The sequence below is a fragment of the Ruegeria sp. E1 genome, assembly GCF_056534225.1.
Map to the genome: position 1 here is coordinate 101,903 of NZ_JBQFPE010000014.1, position 24,421 is coordinate 126,323.

24 protein-coding genes are annotated in these 24,421 nt (G+C 58.1%); 13 read left to right on the top strand and 11 right to left on the bottom strand.

From position 1 onward, the window contains the following. Positions 1–3: 3 nt before the first annotated feature. Positions 4–1,011: a glycosyltransferase family 8 protein gene (locus ACR0FG_RS17190; protein WP_480894212.1), complete on the bottom strand. Its 1,008-nt coding sequence runs from the start codon at positions 1,009–1,011 to the stop codon at positions 4–6. Positions 1,012–1,124: 113 nt separating this feature from the next. On the opposite strand from ACR0FG_RS17190, the gene ahcY reads away from it, so the two are divergent. Both ahcY and ACR0FG_RS17200 read left to right on the top strand, forming a co-directional pair. After that, positions 1,125–2,513 carry an adenosylhomocysteinase gene (gene ahcY, locus ACR0FG_RS17195; protein ID WP_480894213.1) on the top strand — a complete coding sequence of 463 codons (1,389 nt, stop codon included), beginning with the start codon at positions 1,125–1,127 and terminating at the stop codon, positions 2,511–2,513. Between the two features lie 13 nt (positions 2,514–2,526). After that, positions 2,527–3,273 (top strand): extensin-like domain-containing protein, encoded by a 747-nt coding sequence (locus tag ACR0FG_RS17200; RefSeq protein WP_480894214.1) that lies wholly within the window; start codon positions 2,527–2,529, stop codon positions 3,271–3,273. Here ACR0FG_RS17200 and ACR0FG_RS17205 read toward each other — a convergent pair. Further along, positions 3,270–3,926, bottom strand: a complete 657-nt coding sequence (locus ACR0FG_RS17205; RefSeq protein ID WP_480894215.1) for a DUF899 family protein — start codon at positions 3,924–3,926, stop codon at positions 3,270–3,272. The two genes, ACR0FG_RS17200 and ACR0FG_RS17205, sit on opposite strands and share 4 nt — an antisense overlap. Positions 3,927–4,139: 213 nt before the next feature. Between ACR0FG_RS17205 and ACR0FG_RS17210 the strand changes: the two genes are divergently transcribed. Beyond that, the gene (locus ACR0FG_RS17210) at positions 4,140–4,481 is read left to right on the top strand and encodes a DUF2853 family protein (RefSeq protein ID WP_170711159.1); all 342 of its coding nucleotides are present in this window, start codon (positions 4,140–4,142) and stop codon (positions 4,479–4,481) included. A gap of 217 nt (positions 4,482–4,698) precedes the next feature. On the opposite strand, the gene ACR0FG_RS17215 is transcribed toward ACR0FG_RS17210, so the two are convergent. Genes ACR0FG_RS17215 through tsaD form a run of 4 tightly spaced genes read right to left on the bottom strand, consistent with a single transcriptional unit; the run spans position 4,699 to position 7,448 of the window. Continuing rightward, complete coding sequence (locus tag ACR0FG_RS17215; protein ID WP_480894216.1) at positions 4,699–5,121, bottom strand: EVE domain-containing protein; 423 nt, start codon at positions 5,119–5,121, stop codon at positions 4,699–4,701. Further along, positions 5,121–5,390 (bottom strand): YciI family protein, encoded by a 270-nt coding sequence (locus ACR0FG_RS17220; RefSeq protein ID WP_480894217.1) that lies wholly within the window; start codon positions 5,388–5,390, stop codon positions 5,121–5,123. Before ACR0FG_RS17220 ends, ACR0FG_RS17215 begins: the two co-directional genes overlap by 1 nt. Position 5,391: 1 nt before the next feature. After that, the gene (locus ACR0FG_RS17225) at positions 5,392–6,354 is read right to left on the bottom strand and encodes an NAD(P)H-dependent glycerol-3-phosphate dehydrogenase (RefSeq protein ID WP_480894218.1); all 963 of its coding nucleotides are present in this window, start codon (positions 6,352–6,354) and stop codon (positions 5,392–5,394) included. Further along, the gene (gene tsaD / locus ACR0FG_RS17230) at positions 6,351–7,448 is read right to left on the bottom strand and encodes a tRNA (adenosine(37)-N6)-threonylcarbamoyltransferase complex transferase subunit TsaD (RefSeq protein ID WP_480894219.1); all 1,098 of its coding nucleotides are present in this window, start codon (positions 7,446–7,448) and stop codon (positions 6,351–6,353) included. The genes ACR0FG_RS17225 and tsaD overlap by 4 nt, the downstream gene beginning before the upstream one ends. A gap of 97 nt (positions 7,449–7,545) precedes the next feature. Between tsaD and ACR0FG_RS17235 the strand changes: the two genes are divergently transcribed. Genes ACR0FG_RS17235 through ACR0FG_RS17245 form a run of 3 tightly spaced genes read left to right on the top strand, consistent with a single transcriptional unit; the run spans position 7,546 to position 11,074 of the window. Next, a complete protein-coding gene (locus tag ACR0FG_RS17235) occupies positions 7,546–8,259 on the top strand; it encodes a uroporphyrinogen-III synthase (protein ID WP_480894220.1) in 714 nt (237 codons plus the stop codon). A 54-nt stretch (positions 8,260–8,313) separates the two neighbouring features. Further along, the gene (locus tag ACR0FG_RS17240) at positions 8,314–9,570 is read left to right on the top strand and encodes a COG4223 family protein (protein ID WP_480894221.1); all 1,257 of its coding nucleotides are present in this window, start codon (positions 8,314–8,316) and stop codon (positions 9,568–9,570) included. A gap of 10 nt (positions 9,571–9,580) precedes the next feature. Further along, positions 9,581–11,074 (top strand): heme biosynthesis HemY N-terminal domain-containing protein, encoded by a 1,494-nt coding sequence (locus ACR0FG_RS17245; protein WP_480894222.1) that lies wholly within the window; start codon positions 9,581–9,583, stop codon positions 11,072–11,074. Between the two features lie 29 nt (positions 11,075–11,103). On the opposite strand, the gene ACR0FG_RS17250 is transcribed toward ACR0FG_RS17245, so the two are convergent. From ACR0FG_RS17250 to ACR0FG_RS17270, 5 genes are all read right to left on the bottom strand, one after another. Further along, positions 11,104–11,886, bottom strand: a complete 783-nt coding sequence (locus tag ACR0FG_RS17250; RefSeq protein ID WP_480894223.1) for a citryl-CoA lyase — start codon at positions 11,884–11,886, stop codon at positions 11,104–11,106. Beyond that, a complete protein-coding gene (locus tag ACR0FG_RS17255; protein ID WP_480894224.1) occupies positions 11,883–13,070 on the bottom strand; it encodes a CaiB/BaiF CoA transferase family protein in 1,188 nt (395 codons plus the stop codon). Before ACR0FG_RS17255 ends, ACR0FG_RS17250 begins: the two co-directional genes overlap by 4 nt. Then, positions 13,060–14,571 (bottom strand): tripartite tricarboxylate transporter permease, encoded by a 1,512-nt coding sequence (locus ACR0FG_RS17260; RefSeq protein ID WP_170711149.1) that lies wholly within the window; start codon positions 14,569–14,571, stop codon positions 13,060–13,062. Before ACR0FG_RS17260 ends, ACR0FG_RS17255 begins: the two co-directional genes overlap by 11 nt. A gap of 1 nt (position 14,572) precedes the next feature. Next, positions 14,573–15,055 carry a tripartite tricarboxylate transporter TctB family protein gene (locus tag ACR0FG_RS17265; protein WP_170711148.1) on the bottom strand — a complete coding sequence of 161 codons (483 nt, stop codon included), beginning with the start codon at positions 15,053–15,055 and terminating at the stop codon, positions 14,573–14,575. A 65-nt stretch (positions 15,056–15,120) separates the two neighbouring features. Further along, the gene (locus tag ACR0FG_RS17270) at positions 15,121–16,101 is read right to left on the bottom strand and encodes a tripartite tricarboxylate transporter substrate-binding protein (protein WP_170711147.1); all 981 of its coding nucleotides are present in this window, start codon (positions 16,099–16,101) and stop codon (positions 15,121–15,123) included. Positions 16,102–16,209: 108 nt separating this feature from the next. Between ACR0FG_RS17270 and ACR0FG_RS17275 the strand changes: the two genes are divergently transcribed. From ACR0FG_RS17275 to ACR0FG_RS17305, 7 genes are all read left to right on the top strand, one after another. Continuing rightward, on the top strand, positions 16,210–16,878 hold the full coding sequence (locus tag ACR0FG_RS17275) for a response regulator transcription factor (RefSeq protein ID WP_480894225.1): 669 nt from the start codon (positions 16,210–16,212) through the stop codon (positions 16,876–16,878). Continuing rightward, entirely contained in the window at positions 16,868–18,235 is a 1,368-nt protein-coding gene (locus ACR0FG_RS17280) for a sensor histidine kinase (RefSeq protein ID WP_480894227.1), read from the top strand. The genes ACR0FG_RS17275 and ACR0FG_RS17280 overlap by 11 nt, the downstream gene beginning before the upstream one ends. Then, positions 18,214–19,218 carry an ABC transporter substrate-binding protein gene (locus ACR0FG_RS17285; protein WP_480894228.1) on the top strand — a complete coding sequence of 335 codons (1,005 nt, stop codon included), beginning with the start codon at positions 18,214–18,216 and terminating at the stop codon, positions 19,216–19,218. The genes ACR0FG_RS17280 and ACR0FG_RS17285 overlap by 22 nt, the downstream gene beginning before the upstream one ends. Before the next feature lie 76 nt (positions 19,219–19,294). Continuing rightward, the gene (locus ACR0FG_RS17290) at positions 19,295–20,389 is read left to right on the top strand and encodes an MHYT domain-containing protein (protein ID WP_170711144.1); all 1,095 of its coding nucleotides are present in this window, start codon (positions 19,295–19,297) and stop codon (positions 20,387–20,389) included. 139 nt (positions 20,390–20,528) lie between these two features. Next, a complete protein-coding gene (locus tag ACR0FG_RS17295; protein WP_480894231.1) occupies positions 20,529–21,362 on the top strand; it encodes an FAD binding domain-containing protein in 834 nt (277 codons plus the stop codon). Positions 21,363–21,374: 12 nt separating this feature from the next. Continuing rightward, on the top strand, positions 21,375–21,905 hold the full coding sequence (locus ACR0FG_RS17300) for a (2Fe-2S)-binding protein (RefSeq protein ID WP_480894233.1): 531 nt from the start codon (positions 21,375–21,377) through the stop codon (positions 21,903–21,905). Continuing rightward, positions 21,902–24,319, top strand: a complete 2,418-nt coding sequence (locus ACR0FG_RS17305) for an aerobic carbon-monoxide dehydrogenase large subunit (RefSeq protein ID WP_480894235.1) — start codon at positions 21,902–21,904, stop codon at positions 24,317–24,319. The genes ACR0FG_RS17300 and ACR0FG_RS17305 overlap by 4 nt, the downstream gene beginning before the upstream one ends. Positions 24,320–24,421: the final 102 nt, after the last annotated feature.

Below are 24,421 nucleotides of genomic sequence, written 5' to 3' on the forward strand. Positions count from 1 at the left end.
TTATCAACGGTCTGGTTTCGATGTGTTGCTTTTGGCAATCACATCGAGGTCGTCCGAGAATCTGCCGAGATAACGCTGGGTCTTTTTGGCCGAGAACAGGTGCTTGATCAGCATCTTGCGCATCTTTGTGCTGTTTGGTGCAAGTGAACCGCCACTGGACTGAAAAACATCCAGATCCGGGAAGTACCGCCGTGCAAAGGCTTTCATCGCCGTTGCAAAGCGGGGGCTTAGCTCACCCCTTGGGTCTTTCCAGGGTTTGGTCTTGCCAATGAAGTGAACCAGATGCGGTTCGATCTGCATCGCAAACAACAGCGATGACCACGTGAACTGCCAGTTCCACATCGGGCTAAGCTCGGCCCAGTCCCCTTGCAGTACCGAATTGTACAAATTCTGGTCATGCCGGATCATCACATCCGCATTAGCCTTGCCAAGGTCGAGGCACCGGGTCAGCAAATCCTGCTGATTGTAGCGTTTCACATCCATCAATATGACGCCTGCGTTGAAATAGGGCGCTGATGGCAGGTTAAGGGATTTGAACTGTTTTGGCCGCCGATTTGGCGTGCGCCATTGGGTGTTGTCCCGCACCGCAGCGATGGGATGGGGTGCAAAATCCACATCCATCAAAGCACTGAAATCCCCGCTTTGGATGAAGATATCGCTGTCCAGGTACAGGATGCGATCATAGTCGTTTGCGAAGGCCTGCGGCAGCGCCAGACGCAAATACACATCATGGCTTTTTCCCGGATCCAGCCGTAGCCCTTTGAACAGATCACCGGTCTTCACATGGCACAAGCGGATGTTCAGGTGATCCAGCGAGGGCGGGATCGCAACCGGGCGTTCATCAAAACAGATGCAGATGTCGAAATCCCGATCCGGATGCAGCGCTACGATCTGCGAGGCCGCATGGGCGGCAAAAACCAGATAGTTCTGGTCGCAGCAAAAAACGATGGCCTTCCGGAACTCGGCATGTCCGGATGCCGACACGTCCAGCTGTTGAGAATTATGTTCCATGAGCCGTTTTGGTTCGAGGTTTTCCGGGCGGTGCACTTGATTGTCGGGGTTACGCATTGCGGGTCAATGATGTCAATGCTAGATGGCCCTCCAAACAAGTTTGGAGAGCTCCTATGGGCAGTGACTACATCGTCAAAGACATCTCGCTGGCCGGGTTCGGTCGCAAGGAACTGGACATTGCCGAAACCGAGATGCCGGGCCTGATGGCCCTGCGTGCGGAATATGGTGAAAGCAAGCCCTTGTCGGGCGCGCGTATCGTCGGATCCTTGCACATGACCATTCAGACCGCCGTTCTGATCGAAACGCTGGTCGCGCTGGGTGCGGATGTGCGCTGGGCGTCGTGCAACATCTTTTCGACCCAGGATCACGCCGCCGCCGCGATCGCCGCGGCCGGTATTCCCGTGTTCGCCATCAAAGGTCAGACGCTGGAAGAGCATTGGGATTATCTGGACAAATCCTTCCTGTTCGAAGGCGGCCCGAACATGATCCTGGACGATGGCGGCGACGCGACGCTGTACATCTTGCTGGGCGCGCGCGCTGAGGCGGGCGAAGACATCATCCCTGTCCCGAGCTCGGAAGAGGAAGAGGTGATCAAGAAGCAGATCGCCAAGCGTATGGCAGCAAGCCCAGGCTGGTTCACCAAGATGCGCGACCAGATCCAGGGCGTGTCCGAGGAAACCACCACCGGCGTGAACCGCCTGTATCAGCTGGTCAAAGACGGCCACCTGCCGTTCCCGGCGATCAACGTAAATGACTCAGTCACCAAGTCGAAATTCGACAACAAATACGGCTGTAAGGAATCGCTGGTCGACGGTATCCGCCGCGCCACCGACACCATGATGGCCGGTAAGGTCGCTGTCGTGTGCGGCTATGGCGATGTAGGCAAAGGATCGGCTGCGTCTCTGCGCGGCGCAGGTGCCCGCGTGAAGGTCACCGAGGTAGACCCGATCTGCGCGCTTCAGGCCGCAATGGATGGGTTCGAAGTCACCCTGCTGGAAGACGAGGTTGCCAGCGCCGATATCTTCATCACCACCACCGGCAACAAGGACGTGATCCGCATCGAGCATATGCGCGAGATGAAGGACATGGCCATCGTCGGCAACATTGGCCATTTCGACAACGAAATTCAGGTTGCGAACCTGAAGAACCACAAATGGACCAACATCAAGGAACAGGTGGACATGATCGAGATGCCCTCGGGCAATCGTCTGATCCTGTTGTCCGAAGGCCGTCTGCTGAACCTCGGCAATGCCACCGGGCACCCCTCGTTCGTGATGTCGGCGTCCTTTACTAATCAGGTTCTGGCGCAGATCGAGCTGTTCACCAAAGGTGATCAGTACGAAAACAAGGTCTACATCCTGCCCAAGCATCTGGACGAAAAGGTTGCGCGTCTGCATCTGGACCGTATCGGCGTCAAGCTGACCCAGATGGACAGCGAACAAGCGGCTTATATCGGCGTGAAGCCCGAAGGCCCCTATAAGCCCGAGCATTACCGCTATTGATCGCGGATCGGGTATGACCAAACGTTCTGGACGCCGTCGGTTCATGCAACTGGCGGCGTCTTTCTTTTCGATCATCGTATTTCTATTTCTTGCTGGGTCCGGCGGCTATCTGTTGCTTTCGCATCCAAAATCTCCGGTTCCGGCGCATTGGAACCCGCTGCGCGTGCTGAAGGTGACTGCGCCCGTAACTCCGATCACGCGGTATCAGCTCAACCGCGCATTGGCAGATGAAGCGCAGTGCAGGGCGACAATGGCCGAGGCGGGGGTTTCATTTGAGGCGATGGCTGATCTGATCGTAGATGAGAATTGTGGCATCGCTGGCCGCGGCCTGTTGTCCGGACTGACCGAGGCCCGCGTCGAGCCGGTCGAAACCCGCTGCGCTACAGGATTGAGGCTGGCCATGTGGGAACATCATGTAGTGCAACCCGCAGCCCATGACCTGCTGGGCACGCAGGTCAGCCGCATTCGTCATCTTGGCAGCTATAACTGCCGCCGGATGCGCACCGCGCAAGGTCAGAACAGCCGTTGGAGCAGCCATGCGACGGCTGATTCCATTGATGTTATCGGGGTGCAACTGGCCGATGGCCGTAACCTGACCCTGCTGTCAGACTGGGGCATCGAAGGGGCCGAAGCCGCGTTTCTGCGACAGATCTGGCGCGGCGCCTGCGATTGGTTTCGGGTGGTATTGGGACCGGATTTCAACCGGCTGCACGCGGATCATTTTCACTTGCAAGGCCCCGGCTGGGGCTATTGCCGCTAAACGCCTGACCGCAGAGATGGGAAGAAGTCCCCGCGACCCTGTGGCGTGAAATCCAGAATATTCCATAACGGCCAGGCCGAATCCACATGGCGCGGATGCCAGTCGCTGGGTTCAAAGAATAGCTCGGAACTCCAGAAATGATGAATCCCATCGGGCCCGCGCTGAAAGATATTCAGGATCGGCAACTGACTCCCATCCTCAGCCTCGGCCAGATAATCTTGCTGATATGCCGTACCAATGGCGGAATAGAGCGATAGGTTTTCCCAACCCATCCGCGCCTTCAGTTCAGCAAGCTTCTCGACCGTATTCTGCGCAACGACCGCAAAGCTCATCTTTTGCGACAGATGCGCGATCTGGCCATTCAGCCCGTCCAAAAAGGCTGAACACATTGGGCATGGCTCCTCGGCTTTTGGCCCGTACATCAGCGAATAGATGGCCAAAGTGTCGTGCGATCCGAACAGCGATGACAAAGGGGCAGGAGCGCCCTGTTCCGACCGGAAAGCATAATCTTGTGGAATCGCTCCACCCTTGGGCAGTTTTCGGCGCAACGTGGCGACCTCTTCGATCCGCGATCGAAGGTCAGCCTCGGCCGCCAAAAGCGCGTTGCGGGCGGATCGGTATTCGGGGCTTTCATTTGGAAGGGATACAGTCATGATGACCTCCTCATCAGCAATAAACAACAAATTTAACATAAATGTTAAATAAAGAGGGTCAAAAAATCAATCCCCGGCTAAGGCCACTTCCCGCTTAGGGGGAAAGCTGCTGATTTTTCCCTTTGTGCGTTGAATGCATATGGCTAACCTCTGCGCATCTGACCCACAGGTTGGAACGAAACACAGTAATGACTGATTGACGGGAGAGTATTCATGGGAAAACGCGATGAACTGATCGCAAAATACGCCGAGGATCTGAAATCCAAATGCGGCATGGACGCGGACATGGATTTGTTGACCAAGGTAACGATCGGGTGCGGACCCGCAATCTATGACGCAGATGCGTCCACTGTAGCCGCCAGCCAGGAAGGCGAGCTTGAAACGGTTAAGACCAACTTTTTGATCAAGAAACTGGGCCTGTCGGATGGCCCCGAACTCATGGAAGCGATCAACAAGGCCATGGAAACCTATGGCATGTCCGAGCGCAACAAGTACCGCGCGGTGGTCTATTACATGCTGACCAAGCATTTCGGCAAAGAATCCGTATACAGCTGATCCTTCGGCTATTTTGCTACTGCGCTCGCCGATACATTTGGCGAGCGTTTGAATTTTCGAAAAACCTTAAAGACTTCGGATTTGAACTGCTGTGCGAAGTCACGCTAAGGTCAGGGTGTGACCAGGACGGTCGGGACCAGATATTTCCATACGCGTGTGGTGAGTTGGGAGCACGCGGGGGTAGGGAAGGTTCTGTATCGTCGGAACCTTCCCTTTTTTAGTCCGCCTTCGTTTTGCCCAGACCGCAAATTGTGGCCCACTCGGCGTCTGACACCGGCTGAACCGAGAGGCGCGAGTTCTTTACCAGAACCATGTCTGACAGCCGTTCATCTGCCTTTATCTGGTCCAGAGTTACCGCCTCGGCAAACGGACGAACCGCTTTGATGTCCACGCATTCCCACCGCTCATCATCCGTGGTGCTATCGGGATGCGCCAGGGCACAAACCTCAACAATGCCGACAATCGCCTTGTCTTTTTGCGAGTGGTAGAAAAACCCGCGATCACCGATTTGCATCTGACGCATGAAGTTGCGGGCCTGATAGTTGCGCACCCCATCCCATTCTTCACCTGCGTCGCCCTTGGCCACCTGCTGATCCCAGCTCCAGGTCGAGGGTTCGGATTTGAACAGCCAGTATGCCATCAGCCCACCACCTTTTTCCACGGAATCAGTTCGACCGACTGAAACAGACCGGCCTTGGCATAGGGGTCATTCTCGGCCCAGTTCTGCGCGGCGGTCAGATCCTCAACGTCGAGAATGATCAATGAACCGATCATGGCCTCGCCGTCCAGCAAAGGCCCGGCTTGTGATACAACACCGGTTTCCTCGATATAGGCCAGATGCGCGGATCGATTATCCAGACGGGTCTGCAGGGCTCCGGGTTTGTCACGGGCGATCAGGGCGATCAGCATGTTATTCCTCCTTCAGGGGGCGATTCAGCAATATGTCAATCGCACTGTCTACATTGATTTCACCGCCACTCAGTTCAGCGACAATTGTGCTGATGGGCATCTCAAGGCCTTCGTTCTTTGCGATGTCAGCAACCGCACGGGCGGTTGCGACACCTTCTACTGTGGTTGTGTTGTCAAACGCCTGATCTAGACCCAAACTAAGGCCAAAACGATAGTTTCGCGACAGTTCCGAGGAACATGTCAGGACCAGATCGCCCAGTCCTGAAAGACCCATCAATGTATCGGCCTGCGCCCCGCGCATACACGCAAAGCGCTGCATCTCGGCAAATCCACGGGTCATCAAAGCCGCGCAGGCGCTGTCACCCAGACCGGCTCCGATTGCAGCGCCACAAGCAATTGCCATCACGTTCTTGAGCGCCCCGCCAAGTTCGGCGCCGACTGTGTCGATTGTTCTATAGAGGCGCAAGTTTGCGGTGGTCAGGTCGTTTTGCAACGCTTCGCAAAGTGCCTCGTCGGCGCAGGCCAGCGTTAGTGCTGTTGGCAGTCCGCGCGCAATGTCATCGGCGAAACTGGGACCGGTCAGAAGGGCTGGTCGCGCAGTTGGCACCACTTGTTGGACAACAGAGATTGGCCCCAGCCCAGTTGTCAGCTCGATCCCTTTGCAACAGGCAACCAGTGGTTTGCCTGCGAGTGTATGGCAATGCCTTTCCAGCGCATCGCGCAGCTTTTGCATGGGCACTGCCAACAAAATGACATCGGCTGCGGCTGCGACGTCTATGTCTTCGGTGACCATGATCTGAGGCGGCAAATCTACACCCGGCAACCGGGCGGCGTTTTGCCTGGATGCCTGCATCCGCTGCGCGTGTTCAGCATCGCGCGCCCACAGTGTTACAGGCCCGTTTCCAGCCAGCGAAATTGCCAAAGCAGTTCCAAATGCACCGGATCCAAGAACCGCAACGCTCATGCCTTGGCTCCTTTCTTGCCGCTGCCCAACATCGCCGGGCTGGTTTGATCCAGCGGCCAGCGGGGTCGAGCGGCAAGGTCTAGCCCGTCCCGTGCGCCGGTGCGAAACCGTTCAATTCCAGCATAAGCGATCATCGCTGCGTTATCGGTGCAAAGCGCAAGCGGGGGTGCAACAAATCGGGTGCCGGATTCGCTGCAAACAGACTCTAACTTAGAGCGAATGGCGGTATTTGCGGCCACACCTCCGGCGACGGCGATGAATGGGATCTGGGGATTTTCGTCCAGATACAAAGCAATGGCCCTGCGGGTTTTTTCGGCCAGTGTATCAACAACGGCCTGCTGAAACCCGGCGCATAGATCAGCGCGATCTTGTCGCGTTAGTCCGCCCTTCTCGTTCACAATCTGATCCCTCATCCGCATCAGCGCGGTCTTGAGCCCGGAAAAGGATAAATCGCAACCGGGCCGGTCCAGCAATGGGCGCGGAAAGCGGAACCGCTTGGGGTCACCTGCTCTGGCCTCGACCTCAACCGAAGGTCCACCGGGTTGCGGCAAACCCAAAAGTCGCGCGGTTTTGTCGAAAGCTTCACCGGGTGCATCATCGATGGTCCCGCCCAACCGAGTGAATGTCTCGGGCCCGTGGGCAATCAGATATTGGCAATGGCCACCCGACACCAAAAGCATCAAGTAGGGGAAAGATATCCCCTCTGTCAGGCGGGGCGTCAGCGCGTGCCCGGCCAGATGATTGACCCCGACCAGCGGAAGGCCGGTTGCTGCGCTCAACCCCTTGGCGCACATGACACCGGACATGACGCCGCCGATCAGACCCGGCCCGGCGGTGACGGCAATGGCGTCCATATCGCGCAGGTCCAATCCCGCTGCATCCAAAGCCTGCACTACGCAAACATCCAGCTTTTCAGCGTGCGCACGCGCGGCGATCTCGGGCACAACCCCACCATAGGCGCTGTGCAATTCGGTCTGGCCATGCACGACCGAAGACAGAATCTCGGCCTGTGCGCCATCGGACTGGCGCACGACGGCGGCGGCTGTGTCGTCGCAGCTGCTTTCCAACCCCAGAACGGTAAGTGTTTGCACCATTGGTCTGATCCGTTGCATCATGACTGCCAAGCGGGGTACCACCCTGCGCGGATGCAAACAATCCCAAGGCCGAAGGCGCTGCCTGTTGTATTTGTTGATGACCCGCCCTCGCGCCGCCTCGGACAGGTTCGTTGCGCAGCTTCCGGCCCGCACCAGATCGCGTGTCACCGTTATATATTCTCCATTACTTGAAATCCGTTCGCTGGACGTTTCAGTCGAGACAAGCAAAGTGCGGGGCCTGATCTTTAGCTCGGCCAATGCCGTAAATGCCGCGAAATCGCTGAATGTCGACCGGAACCTGCCTGCGTTTTGTGTTGGGCCAGTGACTTCCGCGGCCGCGACCCAGGCCGGCTGGTCGGCCCGCATGGTTGGCGCAACGGCAGAGGAGCTCGTGGCAAGTCTGCTGCAGCTGCGGCCTGAAAGCCCCCTGTTGCATCTGCGGGGTGAACATAGTCGGGGCAACGTGGCGCAAAGACTGACGGAACTGGGCCTGACCACGCATGAAAGGCCCGTCTATCAGCAACACCTGTTACCATTGACGCCCAGGGCCGAGGAGGCCGCCGCCGGGAATCGGCCGGTCATTGCCCCCATATTCTCACCCCGTACAGCGCGACAATTTGCCGATATGTGGTGTGGCTCGGCCCCGCTATGGCTGGCAGCGATCAGCGAAGCGACAGCAGAACCGCTTAGAACATTGACGTATCGGCGAATGAGGATCGCAAATGAGCCGAGTCCAGAGAAAATGACTGAAGCCGTTAAAAAACTTGTGAAACATGCCTTGCGGGTTGAGGGCGCGCCGGGTGAGGATTAACTTGGGTACGTCTGTTGTTCGGGTATTTTTGGAATCGATAAGGGGATTGTGACGGTGGCTGATAAAAAGAAAACTGATCAGGACCCGGTTGATGTCCCTAAATCGGATGAGGTGGCAGAAGCTGAAGCTTTGGCATCCGACGCTGAAAAACAAGACGCCGCACTTGACCCATCGAACGATGCTGATGATCTGACTTCCGAAGCCGAAGCCGAAGCCGAAGCCGAAGCCGAAGCCGAAGCCGAAGCCGAAGCCGAAGCCGAAGCCGAAGCCGAAGCCGAAGCCGAAGCCGACGTTGCGCCGGCTCCGGTTGAGGAAAAGATCATCGAACGGACCGTCGAAAAGAAGGGCGGGTTTATTCCGGCCCTGATTGGTGGCGTCGTTGCTGCGGGGATCGGGTTTGTTGTGGGCAATGGCGGATTGTCCCCTCAAGGAGCGGGTAATTCCGATGCAATTGCAGCGCTTGAGGCCAAATTGACCGATCAGTCGGACCAGATCGCCAAGCTGACAAGCGCCCTGAGTGACAGCCCGGACGTCTCAGGCCTGTCGGATCAAATCAAGGCGCTGTCGGATAAGATTTCGCCCGTAGAAAGTGATCTGAGCGCCGTGAAATCCAGTGTTGATACGCTGTCGGGGCAGGTTGGGCCGTTGAATGACCGGCTGACAGAGCTTGAGAAAAAGCCGATCGCGGCCAGCACATCCCCCGAAGCCACGGCCGCGTTTGAGGCCGAGTTGAAAAAGATGCAGGAGTCGCTGGCAGCGCAACGCAGTGAGGTCGAGAAGATGGTATCTGACGCGCAGGCGCTTGAGGCCAAAGCCTCTGCCGAGGCGCGTGCCGCTACCAATACGGCGACTTTGACGCGGCTGCAGGGTAAGCTGGATTCTGGTCAACCCTACAAGGAACTGCTGTCCGAGCTTCAGAGCGGTGGTATGACCATACCGGATGCGTTGTCCGCTTGGGCCGACGAAGGCGTCGCGACGATCTCGGCGCTGAGCGTATCTTTTGCCCCGGCTGCCCGTACTGCGCTGGCGGATGCGCGCGATGCGGACAAAGGCACTGGATTGATTGCGTTTTTGCAACGCCAGACCGGAGCCCGATCGGTCACGCCGCAGGACGGAGATGATCCGGATGCCATTCTGTCGCGCGCGCAGGCTGCGTTGTCAGATGGCGATGTGTCGGGGGCTCTGTCCGAAGTCAAATCCCTGCCCGATGCAGCGCAAGCGGCTTTGGCTGATTGGGAAAAAGCAGCTCAGGCGCGTTTGGATGCGGTAAACGCCGCAAATACGCTTGCCTCAAGCGTGAACTCGAACTGAAGGACCTGCCATGCTGTGGTCATTGTTTAAGATCCTTGTATTTGTTGCGATTATCGGCCTGCTGGCCATTGGCGCCGGGTTCCTGATGGAATCCAGCGGCGGGGTGCAGATCACCGTCGCGGGAACGGAATACACCCTTGGTCCGCTACAGTCGGTGATTGCGCTGGGCGTGCTGGTTTTTGGTGTCTGGCTGTTTTTCAAACTGCTCAGCCTGCTGGTTGCGACGCTGAAATTTCTGAATGGCGATGAAACCGCTTTGTCGCGATACTTTGACCGCAGCCGTGAACGGCGCGGGTATCAGGCGCTGTCAGACGGGTTGATGGCGTTGGCCTCGGGTGAAGGGCGCGCTGCGATGACCAAAGCGCACAAGGCCGAAAGGCTGCTGAACAAGCCTGAACTGACCAATCTGTTGGTTGCACAAGCCGCAGAGATGACTGGCGACACCAAGAAAGCGGAAGAGACGTACAAAAAGCTGGTGACGAACAACGCGACCCGTTTTGTCGGTGTGCGTGGGATCATGAAACAGAAGCTGGCCGAAGGTGATGACGAAACCGCCCGGAAACTGGCTGAAAAGGCTTTGGCGATCAAACCGCGCCATGAAGAAACACAGGATGTTTTGCTGAACCTTCAGACCAAGGCGCAGGATTGGGCCGGTGCACGGTCCACACTGACCTCAAAGCTGAAAGCGGGGTATCTGCCGCGCGACGTGTTCAAGCGGCGCGATGCGGTTCTGGCTTTGTCCGAGGCCAAGGGGATTCTGGACGAAGACGCCACGATAGAGCAGCAGGAACATGCAATTGAAGCCAACAGGCTGTCGCCCGATCTGGTGCCTGCCGCTGCGATGGCCGCGCGCGCCTATATCAAAAAAGGCAAGCCGCGCCCTGCGACCAAGATCCTGAAAAAAGCGTGGGAAGTGCAGCCGCATCCCGATCTGGCCCACGCTTTTGCTGAAATCGCACCAGAGGAAACGCCTGAACAGCGGATCAAGCGCTTTACGGCGCTGACCCGTGTTCATCCCGAAAACCTTGAGACCCGCCTGATTCTGGCCGAATTGAACATTGTGGCCGAGGATTTCCCCGAAGCCCGCCGTGCGTTAGGCGATGTGGTGGAAAACCCGGCGGATGCGCGGGCCTATACGTTGATGGCGGCGGTCGAACGGGGCGAGGGTGCCTCGGACGCGGTGGTGCAGGGCTGGCTGGCCAAGGCGCTGAACGCGCCGCGCGGCCCGCAATGGGTCTGCGACAATTGCCACGACATTCAACCCGAATGGGGCCCGGTCTGCCAGAATTGCGGCAGCTTTGATACGCTCAGCTGGCAGACGCCACAGACACCCGAGATTGCGAGCGCCACGGGTGTCCACATGCTGCCGCTGATCGTTGGTGCACTAGAGGATCAATCTGAGGCTGATGAAATGCCAGCGGATGAGGAAGCCCCGGCCGAAGATGTGATCGAGGCAAGCGCCGAGCCGGTTGAGGCAAAAGAAGAAACCGCAAAACAAGCTTGATCCGCGAAATCAGCACCGATTAATGCAGCTTAGCGATCTGGTGCTGGTTCGCCCGTGTGGGTCCACCGGTATTTTGGCGGGGTCGGTCCTTTGTTGCGACCGCCTTGCTGGGTCTGCTCCCATGCGTGCGCCAGAATGCCAACGGATCTGGACAGGCAAAACAGGCCTCGTGCAAGCGGAGGCGCAAAGCCAAGTTCGGCGTAGATCACGGCGGTGGCCCCGTCGATGTTCATGGGCACGGGCTTGCCTTTTCGATGCGCTAATTCGGCCTCGATATCCTGTGCGATTTTCATAAAGCGCCCGTCACATGCGCCTTGCTCGACGGCTTCGTCAACCAAAGCCATAAGTCGTGGTGCGCGTGGATCGGTTGGTGTGTGAAACCTGTGCCCAAACCCCGGCAAAATCTTTCCGTTCTCGGCGACCCATTCATTCATCGCGGTCTTCAGATCGACGGGGTGCGTGTCGACAAAGCGGTAAAGCTCCACTGCCTGTTCTCCGGCACCGCCATGGACGTCGCCCAGCATATTGACCGCACTTGCCATCGCGTTGTTCAGGGGCAGCCCACAGGTTACGGCCATCCGCGCAGCAGCGATGGAGGGAGCTTGCGGACCGTGATCAACGGCAGCGACCAATGCGGCCTCGAACAAGCGCGCTTGTACAGGTGTTGGTCTGTCGCCCCGTACCATCAGCCAGATCATCTCGGCAAAGCCCAGATGGCCGATCAGGTCCTGAATCGGCGTCCCGCGCAGTACGATGCGCCCCGGTTCCATGTCGATTATGGCCGTTTGCCACCAGTCGGAAACGTCGCTCATATGATCCCCTCGTTTCGCAACGCCTCAATTTCTGTGTCCGACAGGCCAAGCTCGGACCAGATTGCGCGGTTGTCGGCCCCTAGATCCGGCGGCGCGGATCGTGGCATTCGGCGCGCGCCATCCATGACGACCGGACTGCCTGCAAGACGCAAATCCTCTCCGTGCGCCGACAGGATTCCGATCAATCCGCGACCCGATAGTTGGTCATCCGCCAAAGCCTGCTGCACCGTCAGGACCTGTCCCGCCGGTACGCCTATGGCATTCAACTCGCGGACCCATTCTTTCGCTGGGCGAGTGGCAAGGGTGTTTTCCAGTTCCTGCCTCAGCTTGTGCCGGTTGGCCTTGCGATCCTCACGGGTCAGATAGTCCGGATGGTTCAGCAGATCCCTGCGGCCAAGATGCTTGGCCAGAGCCTGCCATTGTTCGTCGCGATTTGCAGCGATGTTGATCGGGCTGTCGGATGTGGCAAAGGTTCCGGACGGGGCTGATGTCGTGTTTTCATTCCCATGTGCGGTAGGTGTTACGCCGCCGACCAGAAAGTTGGACACAACCCAGCCCATAGTCGAGACCACCGCTTCGGTCATGGCAATGTCCAGTAATGCACCGCGCGGGCTGGCATTCAGGGCGGCGCTGATTGCAAAGGCTGCGGTCAACCCACCAACCGTGTCGGCCAGCGGATATCCGACGCGATAGGGTGCCGTATCCGGTGCGCCGGTGATGGACATGACGCCGCTGATCCCCTGCACGATCTGATCATAGGCCGGGTCGTCACGGCGCGGTCCATCCTGACCAAACCCGCTGATGGCGCAATAGATCAGATTTGGGTTTTCGGCGCGCAAAACCTCATATCCCAGCCCCAACCGGTCCATCACGCCGGGCCGAAAGTTTTCAACCAGGACATCCGCAGTTTCGACCAGCCGCTTGAGCAGAGCCTTTCCCGGGTCGGCTTTCATATCCAGCGTGACAGATTTCTTGTCTGCATTCTGCGCCAGAAAGCTGATCCCCATGTTTGCTTTGTTCCGATCAGCATCGGCCCCCAGCACGCGGGCCAGATCGCCGGTGCCGGGGCGTTCAACCTTGATCACTTCGGCCCCCATAAGGACCAGTTGGTAGCAACAATAAGGCCCTGCCAGAACGTTGGTCAGGTCAAGAACCCGAACACCGCTTAGCGGCTCAGTCGCCATCAGCTATGCCTGCCGCCCGCGCCTTGGCACGGCGGGCACGGTAGCTGGGCAGCAGAACCAGCAGAACGGCAATCACCAGCAGGCCCAGCGTCATCGGACGTTCCCAGATGAAGGCAATGCCATCATAAAGCTGCATGGAACGGGCAAAGTTGTCCTCCATCATGCCGCCAAGGATGAAGCCGATCAGCAGTGGTGCCAGGGGGTAGTCGGCGAATTTCAATGCCGTGGCGCAGACGCCGAACCCGACCAGTATCAGCAGTTCCGTAGCATTGTTCTGGCCGATATAGGCCCCCATCAGGGTGAAGAACAATATGAACGGGATCAGATAGTTGCGCGGAACGGCCAGCACTTTTGCGATGTAAGGGATCAACGGCAGGTTCAGGATCAATAGCACCAGATTGCCGATGAACATCGACATGATGACCGCCCAAAAGATCTGAGGCTCATCCACCATCAGGCGCGGGCCGGGGGTCACGTTCAACGCGATCAGCGCACCAAGCAGGATGGCCGTTGTGCCGGAACCGGGAATGCCCAGCGTCAGCAGCGGCACGAAAGACCCGGTACAGGCGGCGTTGTTTGCGGCTTCGGGTGCGGCAAGACCTTTGATCGAGCCCTTGCCGAATTCTTCCTGTTCCTCTTTCGGAGCGATGTTGCGTTCAACCGCATAGCCGAGGAAGCTGGCGATTGTTGCGCCCGCACCCGGAAGGACGCCGATAAAGAATCCTTGCGCGGATTGGCGACCAATGACCGGAGCGATGGCTTTTGCTTCATTCCCTGTAATGCGTAAATCTTTGATGTCGCCGTCATCGCCTTGCAGGTCTTTGGGTTTCAGAACCAGAAACAGCGCTTCGGGTAAGGCGAACATTGCCATGGCCAGCGTGATGAAGCCAAAGCCGGATTGCAGGTCCATGATGCCCATGGTGAAGCGCGGAAGATTGAACAGCGCGCCTTCGCCAACTGTCGCCATGATGAGACCAAGGATGGTCATGATCATCGCCTTGGCAACCTGACCCGAGCCCGCAAAGGCGGCAATGGCAGACAGGCCAACGACCATCAGGGCGAAGTACTCGGCGGAATGGAACAGCAGCGCGACGGATGACAGGGCCGGGGCAAAGACCATCAGCAAGATTGCCCCAATCGTACCACCCGCAAAACTGGCGATAGCGGCGATAGTCAGCGCCTTGCCTGCCTTGCCCTGGCGGGCCATCGGGTAGCCGTCAAAGCTGGACGCGACCGTTCCCGCGACCCCCGGCGCGTTCAGCAGAATGGACGAGGTCGATCCGCCGAATATCGCGCCATAATAGACGCCGGCCAACAGGATCAGCGCGGCGGATGGGTCGCCCATCGAAATGGCAACCGGGATCATGATCGCGATGATCGACATAGGCCCAAGCCCGGGCAACATGCCGATGAACGTGCCGATCAGGCACCCCGCGATGACCATCAGAAGGTTTTGGATTGAGAAGGCCGTTTGCAGACCGATCAGAAGTCCTTCGAGCATGTCAGCCTCCGAAAAAGCCCGGCAGGGGGCGCATGTAAATTCCAAGAACTTCCTGAACCAGATACCAAACCGATCCGGTTGCAACGAAGGCAACGGGCAGCATGACGTGCCACTTGCGTTCGCCCAGAATGAACGAGCCGATGATCAGAAAGCCCGATGTTGCAATCAGAAATCCAATAGGGCGCAGACAAAGGGCGTAGACGACCATCAGAACCAGCAGCGCAATGGCCTGACCCAGATGATATTCCCCAAGACGGCGGTAATCGATATCCGCCTCTTTCAACTCGCTTTTTTCAATACCCAGCAGGATGATTGCCGAGGCAACGATGCCCAGAACAGACAGCACTTTGGGAAAGGTGCTGGGCCAGATGGGGTTTCGTTGCATGAAAGGGGGCAGGCTGCCATCCATCGTAAACCAGGCGGCATAGCCGTACGTCAAACAGATGCCCAGCAATACGAGCGCAATCCAGCGATCCAGCGCCATGGTGTCCCCTCCCTTATGTTTTGTTGATGATGGCAGAGCGGTTCCCCGCTCTGCCAAAGGTGTCGTTAGAGGAAGCCCAGCTTCTTCATCAGGTCGCTGATCTGCTTTTCCTGATCTTCAAGGAAGGTCGAGAAATCATCGCCCGAGTTGTGGATGTTCACCCAGCCGTTGCGGGCGCGTACTTCTTCCCACTCGGGGGTGTCGTACATCTTGGCGATGGCGGCCTGATAGGCGGCCAGCTTGTCCTCGGGCAGTCCGGGGGCAGCAAAGAACCCACGCCAGTTCACGAAGGTAGTGTCGATCCCCTGTTCCATCATGGTCTGCGCATCAGGTGCGGCATCGACGCGTTCTTCTGCCGTTACACCGATGATCTTGACTTCTCCCGCGTTGGCAAGATCGACCGCTTCGGAAAAGCCGGTGGAAAGTGCCGCGATTTCGCCGGACAGCAACGCGGCCATGGCTTTACCACCCGCATCATACGGGATGTACTTGACGCCCAGCGCGTCCTTGCCTGCCGCTTCCATCACCATGGCTGCAACCAGATGGTCCATGCCACCCGGAACCGAGCCGCCACCGATCGCGGTGGCACCCGGATCGGCGTCATATGCGGCCAGCAGGTCTGCCATCGAATTGATCGGGCTGTCCTTGCCTACGACGATCGCGGCATAGTCACCAATGGTGCCCGATACCAGCGTCAAATCGCGGAAGTTATGCGGGAACACTCCGGTCAGTGAACGGATCACGATGGGGGTCGAGTTGACCATCAGCGTGCCGTGGTTGCTGTCGGCGTTTTCGATCAGGTATCCGATGGCCTTGCCACCACCACCGCCTGACATGTTTTCGTAGGACGCCGTGCCCACAAGCCCGGCGTTGGTCAGCGCCTCGCCCGTTCCGCGCGCGGTTCCGTCCCAGCCGCCGCCAGCGCCGCCGGGGATCAGAAAGTGAATGCTGTCGACCACTTGATCCTCGGCCAGGGCTGGCCCGGTCAAGCCCATTGCGGCCACAGCTGCGATCAGGGCGCGACGGCCCAGTTTAAGTGTTGTCATGATGTCCTCCCATTTGACAACTGGCCGCTCGGCGGCTCAGATTATGCCGAACTTAAACACATGAACCTGACATCAACCTGTCATGCGCAAAGATACTTACCGGGGCTCATGAAATTCCTTCTGGTCGAAGACAACATGGATCTGGCGAACGCCATCAGCTCGCGTATGCGGCTGGATGGTCATGTGGTTGATCATGCAGCGAAATTGGAAGATGCGACGGCCTATGCCGAGATCGAGGAATACGATCTGATCTTGCTGGATATCATGCTGCCAGATGGGGATGGCCGCGACTTTCTGGAACGTCATCGGGCCAGCGATCTGGATACGCCTGTCATTGTTCTGACGGCCCGCAGTCAGGTTTCGGATCGAATCGGCTCGCTTGATCTGGGCGCGGATGACTATGTCACCAAACCCTTTGACCATGCCGAGCTTGAGGCCCGCTGCCGCGCCGTATTGCGCCGAAAATCTGGCATCGCAAAAACCAGGATCGAGGTGGGTGGCATCGTATTCGACCCGGTGGCCGGGCATTTGACCGTGAAAGGTGAAACCATATCGCTGCGGAACCGCGAATTGCGGATGATGGAGTTGTTCGTCAACGCCCCCGGCCAGGTGTTTTCCAAACAGAAGCTGGCCGACCGGTTGTTTTCCTATGACGACAATGTTTCGGAAAACGCGATCGAGGTCTATGTCGGCCGACTGCGCAAGCATCTGGAAAAATCCGACCTGAAAATAACCACGCTGCGCGGTTTGGGCTACAGGTTGGACCATGGCGACTAGTCCAACAATTTCAGGGTCGCTGCGAAATCGCCTTGTGCTGACGTTGATCGGCGGGGCGGCGATTCTGGCCGTGTTATTGTTCTTTGCAGTGCGCAACTATGCGGTTCAGGTGGCGCAACAAGGACAGGACAACATCCTTGGCGCGTCGGTCGCGTCGATACTGGATGCCGCCGCGCTGCGGGATGGCCAGCTTGAGGTCGACATTCCCTATGCCGCGTTCTCGATGCTGACGACACCGGCGGATGACCGGGTTTTTTATGCGATCTTTCAGGATGGAGAGTTCATCTCGGGCTATGATGATTTGCGGCTTGCCGATGGGTCAGCGGATGGGAACTGGACCTTTCAGGCAGGCGAAGTGCGGGGTGAGCAGGTGCGTCAGGTCAGTGCCGGTCGCACGTTGGTTGGATTGGGTCGCCAAACCAAGATCGAGGTTGCGCTGGGTCAAACTCAGGACGCGCTGGCCGAGACATTGGATCAGATTTCGCGCAACGCGGCCTTGCTGGGGCTGGGATTTTTTCTGCTGACCGCCGCGTTATCGTTTTGGGTTACGTCTTCGACAATCGGTCAGCTTAATAAACTGACAAATTCGGTCACACGCAGGGGACCGCAGGATCTGAGTCCATTTCGCAAGCCGGTGCCAAAGGAAATGGCACCGCTGGTCACATCGCTCAATTCGCTGATGGGGCGCTTGGATCAGTCCCTGAGCCAATCCGAGGATTTCATCGCCGAAGCCGCCCATCGCGTGCGCACCCCGTTGGCAACTGTTCGTTCTTATGCCGAGGCCACGCTGCAACGGGTCGAACGGAAAGATAATCGCGAGGCCCTGCGCGCGATGGTGCGCGCCATCGACGAAAGCTCTCGTGCGGCGGGGCAGTTGCTGGATCATGCAATGATCACCTTTCGGGCTGACCACCTTGAACGCGAGGATATCGATCTGGTGGCGCTGACCCGCGATCTTGTGCAACGGCTGACGCCCATTGCGGAAATGAAAGACCTGTCGCTTTCGCTTACCGGAGATGGGTCCGTTCCTTATTCCGGCGATCCGATCCTGTTGCAGAATGCTGTGCGCAACCTGATCGACAACGCGCTGAAATACGCGCCACCGGACAGTATTGTTGAAATCCGCGTGATCAAGGAACCGAGCGCGCAGATTATGGTCAGCGATCAGGGTCCGGGCTTTCCGCCGGACGAAATTGAGATGCTGACCCGGCGCTTTGAGCGTGGCCAGAACTCTGCCGGAACGATTGGCTCTGGCCTTGGTTTGACCATCGCACAAGACGTGGCAACCGCGCATGGTGGTGCGCTTGTCCTGACGAACCAGCCAAAGGGCGGCGCATGCGTTATCTTATCGCTTTGATATTGGTCCTGATCCCGCTTTTGGGATCAGCGCAGGATTGGGAAGATCGGCGCATCTTTAACGACGGTGCCGAGGGCGCGCATCTTCGCATTCTTTCCAGCACGGACACAGTTTTGTTTGCTCCGCTGATAGACGCGTTTGTCGCGGAAAACCCCTTGATTAGTGTCGAATATCTTGTGTCTGGAACCGCCGATATCAACAATCGTGTCCGCGCAATGCCCGACGCATTCGACGTGGTGATTTCCAGCGCTATGGACTTGCAGCTTAAGCTTGCAAATGACGGTTATGCGCTGCCGCTAGACAATATGCCAGTTCCACCTTGGGCGCAGTGGCACGACAGTTTGTTCGCCTTTACGTCCGAGCCGGCCACGATTGTCATCAACCGAACCGCATTTGAGGGGCAGCCAATCCCGCAAACCCGTCAGAGCCTTATCGAAGCCCTGCGCGAGCGGCCAGATGCGTTTCGGGGCAAAGTTGGCACATATGACGTTCGGCAATCCGGTCTGGGCTATCTTTTTGCCACCCAGGACGCGCGTGCATCAGAAACCTATTGGCGTCTGATGGAGGTGATGGGCGGTCTGGATGTCAGGCTGTATTGCTGCTCGGGCGAGATGATCCGCGATCTGGCGGACGGGACCATTCTGGTCGCCTACAACGTGCTGGGCAGCTATGCTGCGGTTCAGACCGAAGGCAAGGATGCGCTTGAAGTCATCCTTCCGTCGGACTTTCAGACAACAATGATGCGAACAGCGATGGTGTCCCGTGCAACTCAGGCGCCCGAGGCGGCGGATCTGTTTGTTCGTTTTCTGATCACGGCCCAACCGCCATCCTTCGACGGGGTACCGCAGCTTCCGCTGCTTTCTGCCGATGACGCAGGCGACGAAACCGAGACGATTGGACTGAACCCTGCGCTGCTGACTTTCCTTGATGCATTGAAGCGCCAGAAATTTGTCTCGGCCTGGGAAAACGCGGTTATTCAATAGTGTTCCTCTGACAATTGTCCCGCACCATTCTGTTTGCTAGGCTCGCCCTCGCGTCGGGGAGGGCGCGCAAACCTAAATGCTTGACTACACTCATAACGGCTGGCTCGTGGCGGCCTCGTTGGCCGTGGCACTAATGGCCGGGTTTACGGGTCTGTACCTGACCCATGGTGCGTCCGAATTGGAACCACAGCGGCGCAAATTCGTCGTGGCGCTTGCTGCCGTCATTCTGGGTGGCGGTATCTGGTCTATGCATTTCGTGGCGATGCTGGGACTGCAACTTCCGATCCTGTTTTACTATGACGCGCTGATCACCCTGATCTCAGCCCTTGTGGCGATCCTGATGGTGGGGCTGGCGCTACTACTGCTGCACTTTCGACCGCGCACAATGCCCACCATTGTTGGCGCAGGCGTAATCGTAGGGCTGGGCATTGTTGTGATGCACTATGTCGGAATGGCCGGGATGGAGCTTTGCCGCCCAGTCTACAATGTCCTGGACGTGGCGATTTCGACATTGGCCTCGGTCGTCCTGTCCGTGCTGGCGATCTGGGTCGCCTATGACAATCGCACGCAGCGCAATATCCTGCTTGGCACTGTGTGTTTTGGCTTGGCCGTGTTTACCATGCATTTTGTCGCCACCGGGCTGACCGAATTCGCAGCAAGTGACAGTGCTGGTGGGGCAGGGCCAGTGCTTAGCAATCAGGTACTTGCCATGGGCGTCACGGTGTCAGTCTTTCTGATTTGCGGCGCGTTTCTTCTGACAGGGATAACATTCATCGGCCCGCAATCTGGCGATACCACGCCCGAGGCGGCTGAACCTGCACCGGAAACCACCACGCTGCGCGCCGGAATACCGTTCGAACGCGAGGGCCAGACCTTTTTTGCTGAACCCGCGCGGATTGCTGCGATCCGGGCCGAAGGTCACTATACGGTTTTGTATATGGGTGCCGAGAAACTTTTTTGTCCCTGGTCGATCACCGAAGCTGAAACGCGTTTGAAACCCGATGGTTTTCTGCGCGCGCATCGCAGCTATCTGGTGAACCCCAAACACGTCTCTGGGTTTGAGCGGCACAAGGACAATGGCACCTGCTATTTCGATGGCGTTGATGCACTTGCCAAGGTTCCCGTCAGTCGATCCCGCTTGACCGACATCCGCAGCGCGTTGGGTCTCTGATCGCAGCTCGTGCAGCCTATTCGCATTTGGTGAAACAGACTGCGCGCCCCGTTTCCGCTGGCTGGAACGCCCAAGTTCGGCGCTTTTTCCTGTCCGCAGGTCCCCCAAGGCATGACGCTCGGACCCAGGGAGGAAAAACATGATACCAGCCGGTTTTGAGTATCACAGGCCAGGCGATATCGCCTCGGCCATCGGCATTTTGCAGGAACACGGAGACGAGGCGCGCGTGATCGCAGGCGGGCACAGCCTGATCCCGATGATGAAACTGCGCATGGCCGAGATGGGTCACTTGGTTGACCTGCAGGCCATTGACGAACTCAAGGGCATCGAGGTTGGGTCCGACACAGTAACCCTCGGCGCGATGGTCACACAGCACGAGTTGATCACCCATGACGGTTTGGCCGCTGCGATCCCGCTGATCCGCGAGGCTGCATTGCAGATCGCAGACCCGCAGGTCCGGTATATGGGCACTGTTGGTGGCAACGTGGCCAATGGCGATCCGGGCAATGACATGCCGGGGCTGATGCAATGTCTGAACGCGACGTTTGACCTGTCTGGTCCCGATGGGTCACGCAGCGTCGCCGCGCGTGACTTTTACGAGGCCGCGTATTTCACCGCGCGCGAGGATGAGGAGATCCTGACCCGGATATCTATCCCGGTGCCGGGTTCCGGTGTTGGTCAGGCCTATGAAAAGCAAAAGCGCAAGATCGGGGACTATGCGACTGCCGCCGCTGCTGTGATGGTCGGCAATGGAACGGCATCGGTCGCGATGACCAATCTGGCTGACACACCGATTTGGTCTGAAGCCGCAAGCGCTGCGCTGGCTGATGGCGATGTGAATGGCTGCGTTGCCGCGATGCTGGATGCGATCGAACCGGTGGAAGACAACCGTGGCCCTGTCGAATTCAAGAAACATGTGGCGGGCGTCATGCTGCGCCGCGCCATCGACCGTGCGCTAAGTCGCGCGGGTTGAGGGGAGGAACCAATGTCAAAATTGCACGTCAAACTCACCGTGAACGGCAAAGAGGTCGAAGGTCTGGCCGAGCCGCGTACGTTGCTGATCCACTTCCTGCGGGAAGATCTGAAAATCACCGGCCCTCATATCGGATGCGAAACCAGTCATTGCGGCGCTTGCACCGTGGATATCGATGGCAAATCCGTCAAATCCTGCACCACCTTTGTGGCGCAGGTGAACGGGGCCGAAATCACCACCGTCGAAGGGCTGACCAATGACGACGGCAGCCTTGGTGTATTGCAGGAGATGTTTCGCGAACATCATGGGCTGCAATGTGGCTTCTGCACGCCGGGCATGATTACCCGCGCGCATCGTCTGTTGCAGGAAAACCCGAACCCGACCGAGGAAGAAATTCGTTTCGGAATGGCAGGCAACCTCTGCCGTTGCACCGGTTATCAGAACATCGTCAAGGCAATCTCGGCCTCAGCTGACATGCTGAATGCACAACAGCCCTCAAGTAGCGAAGCGGTAGGGCAAACCAAAGTGGAGGCTGCGGAATGAACGACCAGACACTAACCCCCGAAGAACGCGCCGCCAACCTCAAAGGCATGGGCAGCTCGCGCAAACGCGTCGAGGATGTGCGCTTTACCCAAGGCAAGGGCAATTATGTCGATGACATCAAGCTGGACGGGATGCTGTTCGGCGACTTTGTGCGCTCCCCCTATGCACATGCCCGCGTTGTCAGCGTGAACAAAGAGGCCGCTTTGGCGCTGCCCGGCGTGATTGCTGTTCTGACCGCTGAGGACCTGTCTCCTCTGGGTCTGCATTGGATGCCGACCTTGGCTGGTGACAAGCAGATGGTGCTGGCCGACGGCAAGGTTCTGTTCCAGGGCCAGGAAGTCGCCTTTATCGTGGCTGAAGACCGGTATATCGCGGCAGATGCCGTGGAACTGGTCGAGGTTGAATATGAAGAGCTACCGGTTCTCACCGACCCGTTCGAAGCGCTGAAATCCGATGTGGTCCTGCGCGAAGACCTTGAAGGCCAGACCGAAGGTGCGCACGGCCCTCGCAAGCATCACAACCACATCTTCACCTGGGAACAGGGTGATAAGGACGCGACCGAGGCCATTCTGGCTGAGGCCGACGTGGTGGCGGAAGAGATGGTGTACTACCACCGCACCCATCCCTGCCCGCTGGAAACTTGCGGGTCCGTTGCCAGCATGGACAAGGTGACGGGCAAGCTGACGCTATACGGAACGTTTCAGGCTCCGCACGCGATCCGGACGGTTGTTTCACTGATCTCTGGCATCGCCGAGCACAATATACGCGTGATCAGCCCCGATATCGGTGGTGGCTTTGGTAACAAAGTTGGGGCCTATGCGGGCTATGTCTGCTCGGTCGTGGCCTCCATCGTGACCGGCAAGCCGGTGAAATGGGTCGAGGACCGGATGGAGAACCTGATGTCCACAGCCTTTGCTCGCGACTACTGGATGCAGGGCAAGATTGCCGCCACCAAAAACGGCAAGATCACTGGCCTGTGGTGTCATACCACTGCTGACCATGGCGGCTTTGACGCCTGCGCCGACCCGACCAAGTTCCCGGCGGGGTTCATGAACATCTGCACGGGGTCCTATGACATCCCGACCGCCTATCTGGCGGTGGATGGTGTCTATACCAACAAGGCTCCGGGTGGGGTGGCTTATCGCTGTTCCTTCCGCGTGACCGAGGCGGCCTATTTTATCGAACGTATGATCGAGGTTCTGGCCATCAAGTTGAACATGGACGCGGCCGAGCTGCGCCGGATCAACTTCATCAAGGCCGATCAGTTTCCGTATCAGTCGGCACTGGGCTGGGAATATGACTCGGGCGATTATCACACCGCCTGGGACAAAGCGCTGAAGGCTGTCGACTACAAAGGTCTGCGGGCCGAACAGGCGCAGCGGGTCGAGGACTTCAAAGCCGGTAAAACCCGCAAGCTAATTGGCATTGGTCTGACGCATTTCACGGAAATCGTGGGCGCCGGGCCGGTGAAGAACTGTGATATCCTCGGGCTAGGGATGTTCGACAGCTGCGAAATCCGCATCCACCCGACGGGGTCCGCCATCGCACGGCTGGGGACGATTTCTCAGGGTCAGGGGCATGCCACGACCTTTGCCCAGATCATCGCCAGCGAGATCGGCCTGCCCGCCGATGACATCACGCTGGAGGAAGGCGATACCGACACCGCGCCTTATGGTCTGGGCACCTACGGGTCCCGGTCCACGCCTGTAGCCGGTGCAGCAACGGCGATGGCAGCCCGCAAAATCCGCGCCAAGGCGCAGATGATCGCGGCTTACCTGCTTGAGGTCCATGACGACGATGTCGAATGGGATGTGGATCGCTTTGCCGTCAAAGGCGCGCCTGAGCGGTTCAAAACGATGAAGGAAATCGCCTTTGCCGCTTACAATCAGGCGATCCCGGGCTTGGAACCGGGCCTTGAGGCCGTCAGCTATTATGACCCGCCGAATATGACCTACCCGTTCGGGGCCTATATTTGCGTCATGGAGATCGACGTGGACACCGGCGAATGGGACGTTCGGAAGTTCTATGCGCTGGATGATTGCGGCACCCGGATCAACCCGATGATCATCGACGGGCAGGTCCATGGGGGCGTGACCGAAGCGTTGGCCATCGCGATGGGGCAGGAAATTGCCTATGACGAGATGGGCAATGTGAAGACCGGTACGTTGATGGATTTCTTCCTGCCGACCGCGTGGGAGACGCCGAACTATATCACCGACTATACTGTGACGCCGTCTCCGCATCATCCAATTGGTGCGAAGGGTGTCGGTGAAAGCCCGAATGTGGGTGGCGTGCCGTGCTTTTCGAATGCGGTGCATGATGCGTTCCGGCCGTTTGGGTTGGTTCAGAGCCATATGCCGCATGACCACTGGCGGATCTGGAAGATCGCCAACGGGTTGGGGATGCATGGGTGATTGGGGTCGGACCGGCTTGGGCCGGTCCGACCAAGTGGAGGGGGCCAGCCCCCTCTACACCTCCCCCGGGATATTTTTGGACAGATGAAGAATGGAGCCTGG

Excerpts from the sequence above, each read along its gene's own strand:
- ACR0FG_RS17285 (WP_480894228.1), top strand. The coding sequence starts at position 18,214 with ATGCGTTATCTTATCGCTTTGATATTGGTCCTGATCCCGCTTTTGGGA.
- ACR0FG_RS17200 (WP_480894214.1), top strand. The coding sequence starts at position 2,527 with ATGACCAAACGTTCTGGACGCCGTCGGTTCATGCAACTGGCGGCGTCT.
- ACR0FG_RS17225 (WP_480894218.1), bottom strand. The coding sequence starts at position 6,354 with ATGAGCGTTGCGGTTCTTGGATCCGGTGCATTTGGAACTGCTTTGGCA.
- ACR0FG_RS17305 (WP_480894235.1), top strand. The coding sequence starts at position 21,902 with ATGAACGACCAGACACTAACCCCCGAAGAACGCGCCGCCAACCTCAAA.
- ACR0FG_RS17255 (WP_480894224.1), bottom strand. The coding sequence starts at position 13,070 with ATGGCGACTGAGCCGCTAAGCGGTGTTCGGGTTCTTGACCTGACCAAC.
- ACR0FG_RS17245 (WP_480894222.1), top strand. The coding sequence starts at position 9,581 with ATGCTGTGGTCATTGTTTAAGATCCTTGTATTTGTTGCGATTATCGGC.
- ACR0FG_RS17190 (WP_480894212.1), bottom strand. The coding sequence starts at position 1,011 with ATGGAACATAATTCTCAACAGCTGGACGTGTCGGCATCCGGACATGCC.
- ACR0FG_RS17205 (WP_480894215.1), bottom strand. The coding sequence starts at position 3,926 with ATGACTGTATCCCTTCCAAATGAAAGCCCCGAATACCGATCCGCCCGC.
- ACR0FG_RS17250 (WP_480894223.1), bottom strand. The coding sequence starts at position 11,886 with ATGAGCGACGTTTCCGACTGGTGGCAAACGGCCATAATCGACATGGAA.
- ACR0FG_RS17215 (WP_480894216.1), bottom strand. The coding sequence starts at position 5,121 with ATGGCATACTGGCTGTTCAAATCCGAACCCTCGACCTGGAGCTGGGAT.
- ACR0FG_RS17220 (WP_480894217.1), bottom strand. The coding sequence starts at position 5,390 with ATGCTGATCGCCCTGATCGCCCGTGACAAACCCGGAGCCCTGCAGACC.
- ACR0FG_RS17300 (WP_480894233.1), top strand. The coding sequence starts at position 21,375 with ATGTCAAAATTGCACGTCAAACTCACCGTGAACGGCAAAGAGGTCGAA.
- ACR0FG_RS17235 (WP_480894220.1), top strand. The coding sequence starts at position 7,546 with ATGACCCGCCCTCGCGCCGCCTCGGACAGGTTCGTTGCGCAGCTTCCG.
- tsaD (WP_480894219.1), bottom strand. The coding sequence starts at position 7,448 with ATGGTGCAAACACTTACCGTTCTGGGGTTGGAAAGCAGCTGCGACGAC.
- ACR0FG_RS17270 (WP_170711147.1), bottom strand. The coding sequence starts at position 16,101 with ATGACAACACTTAAACTGGGCCGTCGCGCCCTGATCGCAGCTGTGGCC.
- ACR0FG_RS17280 (WP_480894227.1), top strand. The coding sequence starts at position 16,868 with ATGGCGACTAGTCCAACAATTTCAGGGTCGCTGCGAAATCGCCTTGTG.
- ACR0FG_RS17265 (WP_170711148.1), bottom strand. The coding sequence starts at position 15,055 with ATGGCGCTGGATCGCTGGATTGCGCTCGTATTGCTGGGCATCTGTTTG.
- ACR0FG_RS17260 (WP_170711149.1), bottom strand. The coding sequence starts at position 14,571 with ATGCTCGAAGGACTTCTGATCGGTCTGCAAACGGCCTTCTCAATCCAA.
- ACR0FG_RS17210 (WP_170711159.1), top strand. The coding sequence starts at position 4,140 with ATGGGAAAACGCGATGAACTGATCGCAAAATACGCCGAGGATCTGAAA.
- ACR0FG_RS17290 (WP_170711144.1), top strand. The coding sequence starts at position 19,295 with ATGCTTGACTACACTCATAACGGCTGGCTCGTGGCGGCCTCGTTGGCC.
- ACR0FG_RS17275 (WP_480894225.1), top strand. The coding sequence starts at position 16,210 with ATGAAATTCCTTCTGGTCGAAGACAACATGGATCTGGCGAACGCCATC.
- ahcY (WP_480894213.1), top strand. The coding sequence starts at position 1,125 with ATGGGCAGTGACTACATCGTCAAAGACATCTCGCTGGCCGGGTTCGGT.
- ACR0FG_RS17295 (WP_480894231.1), top strand. The coding sequence starts at position 20,529 with ATGATACCAGCCGGTTTTGAGTATCACAGGCCAGGCGATATCGCCTCG.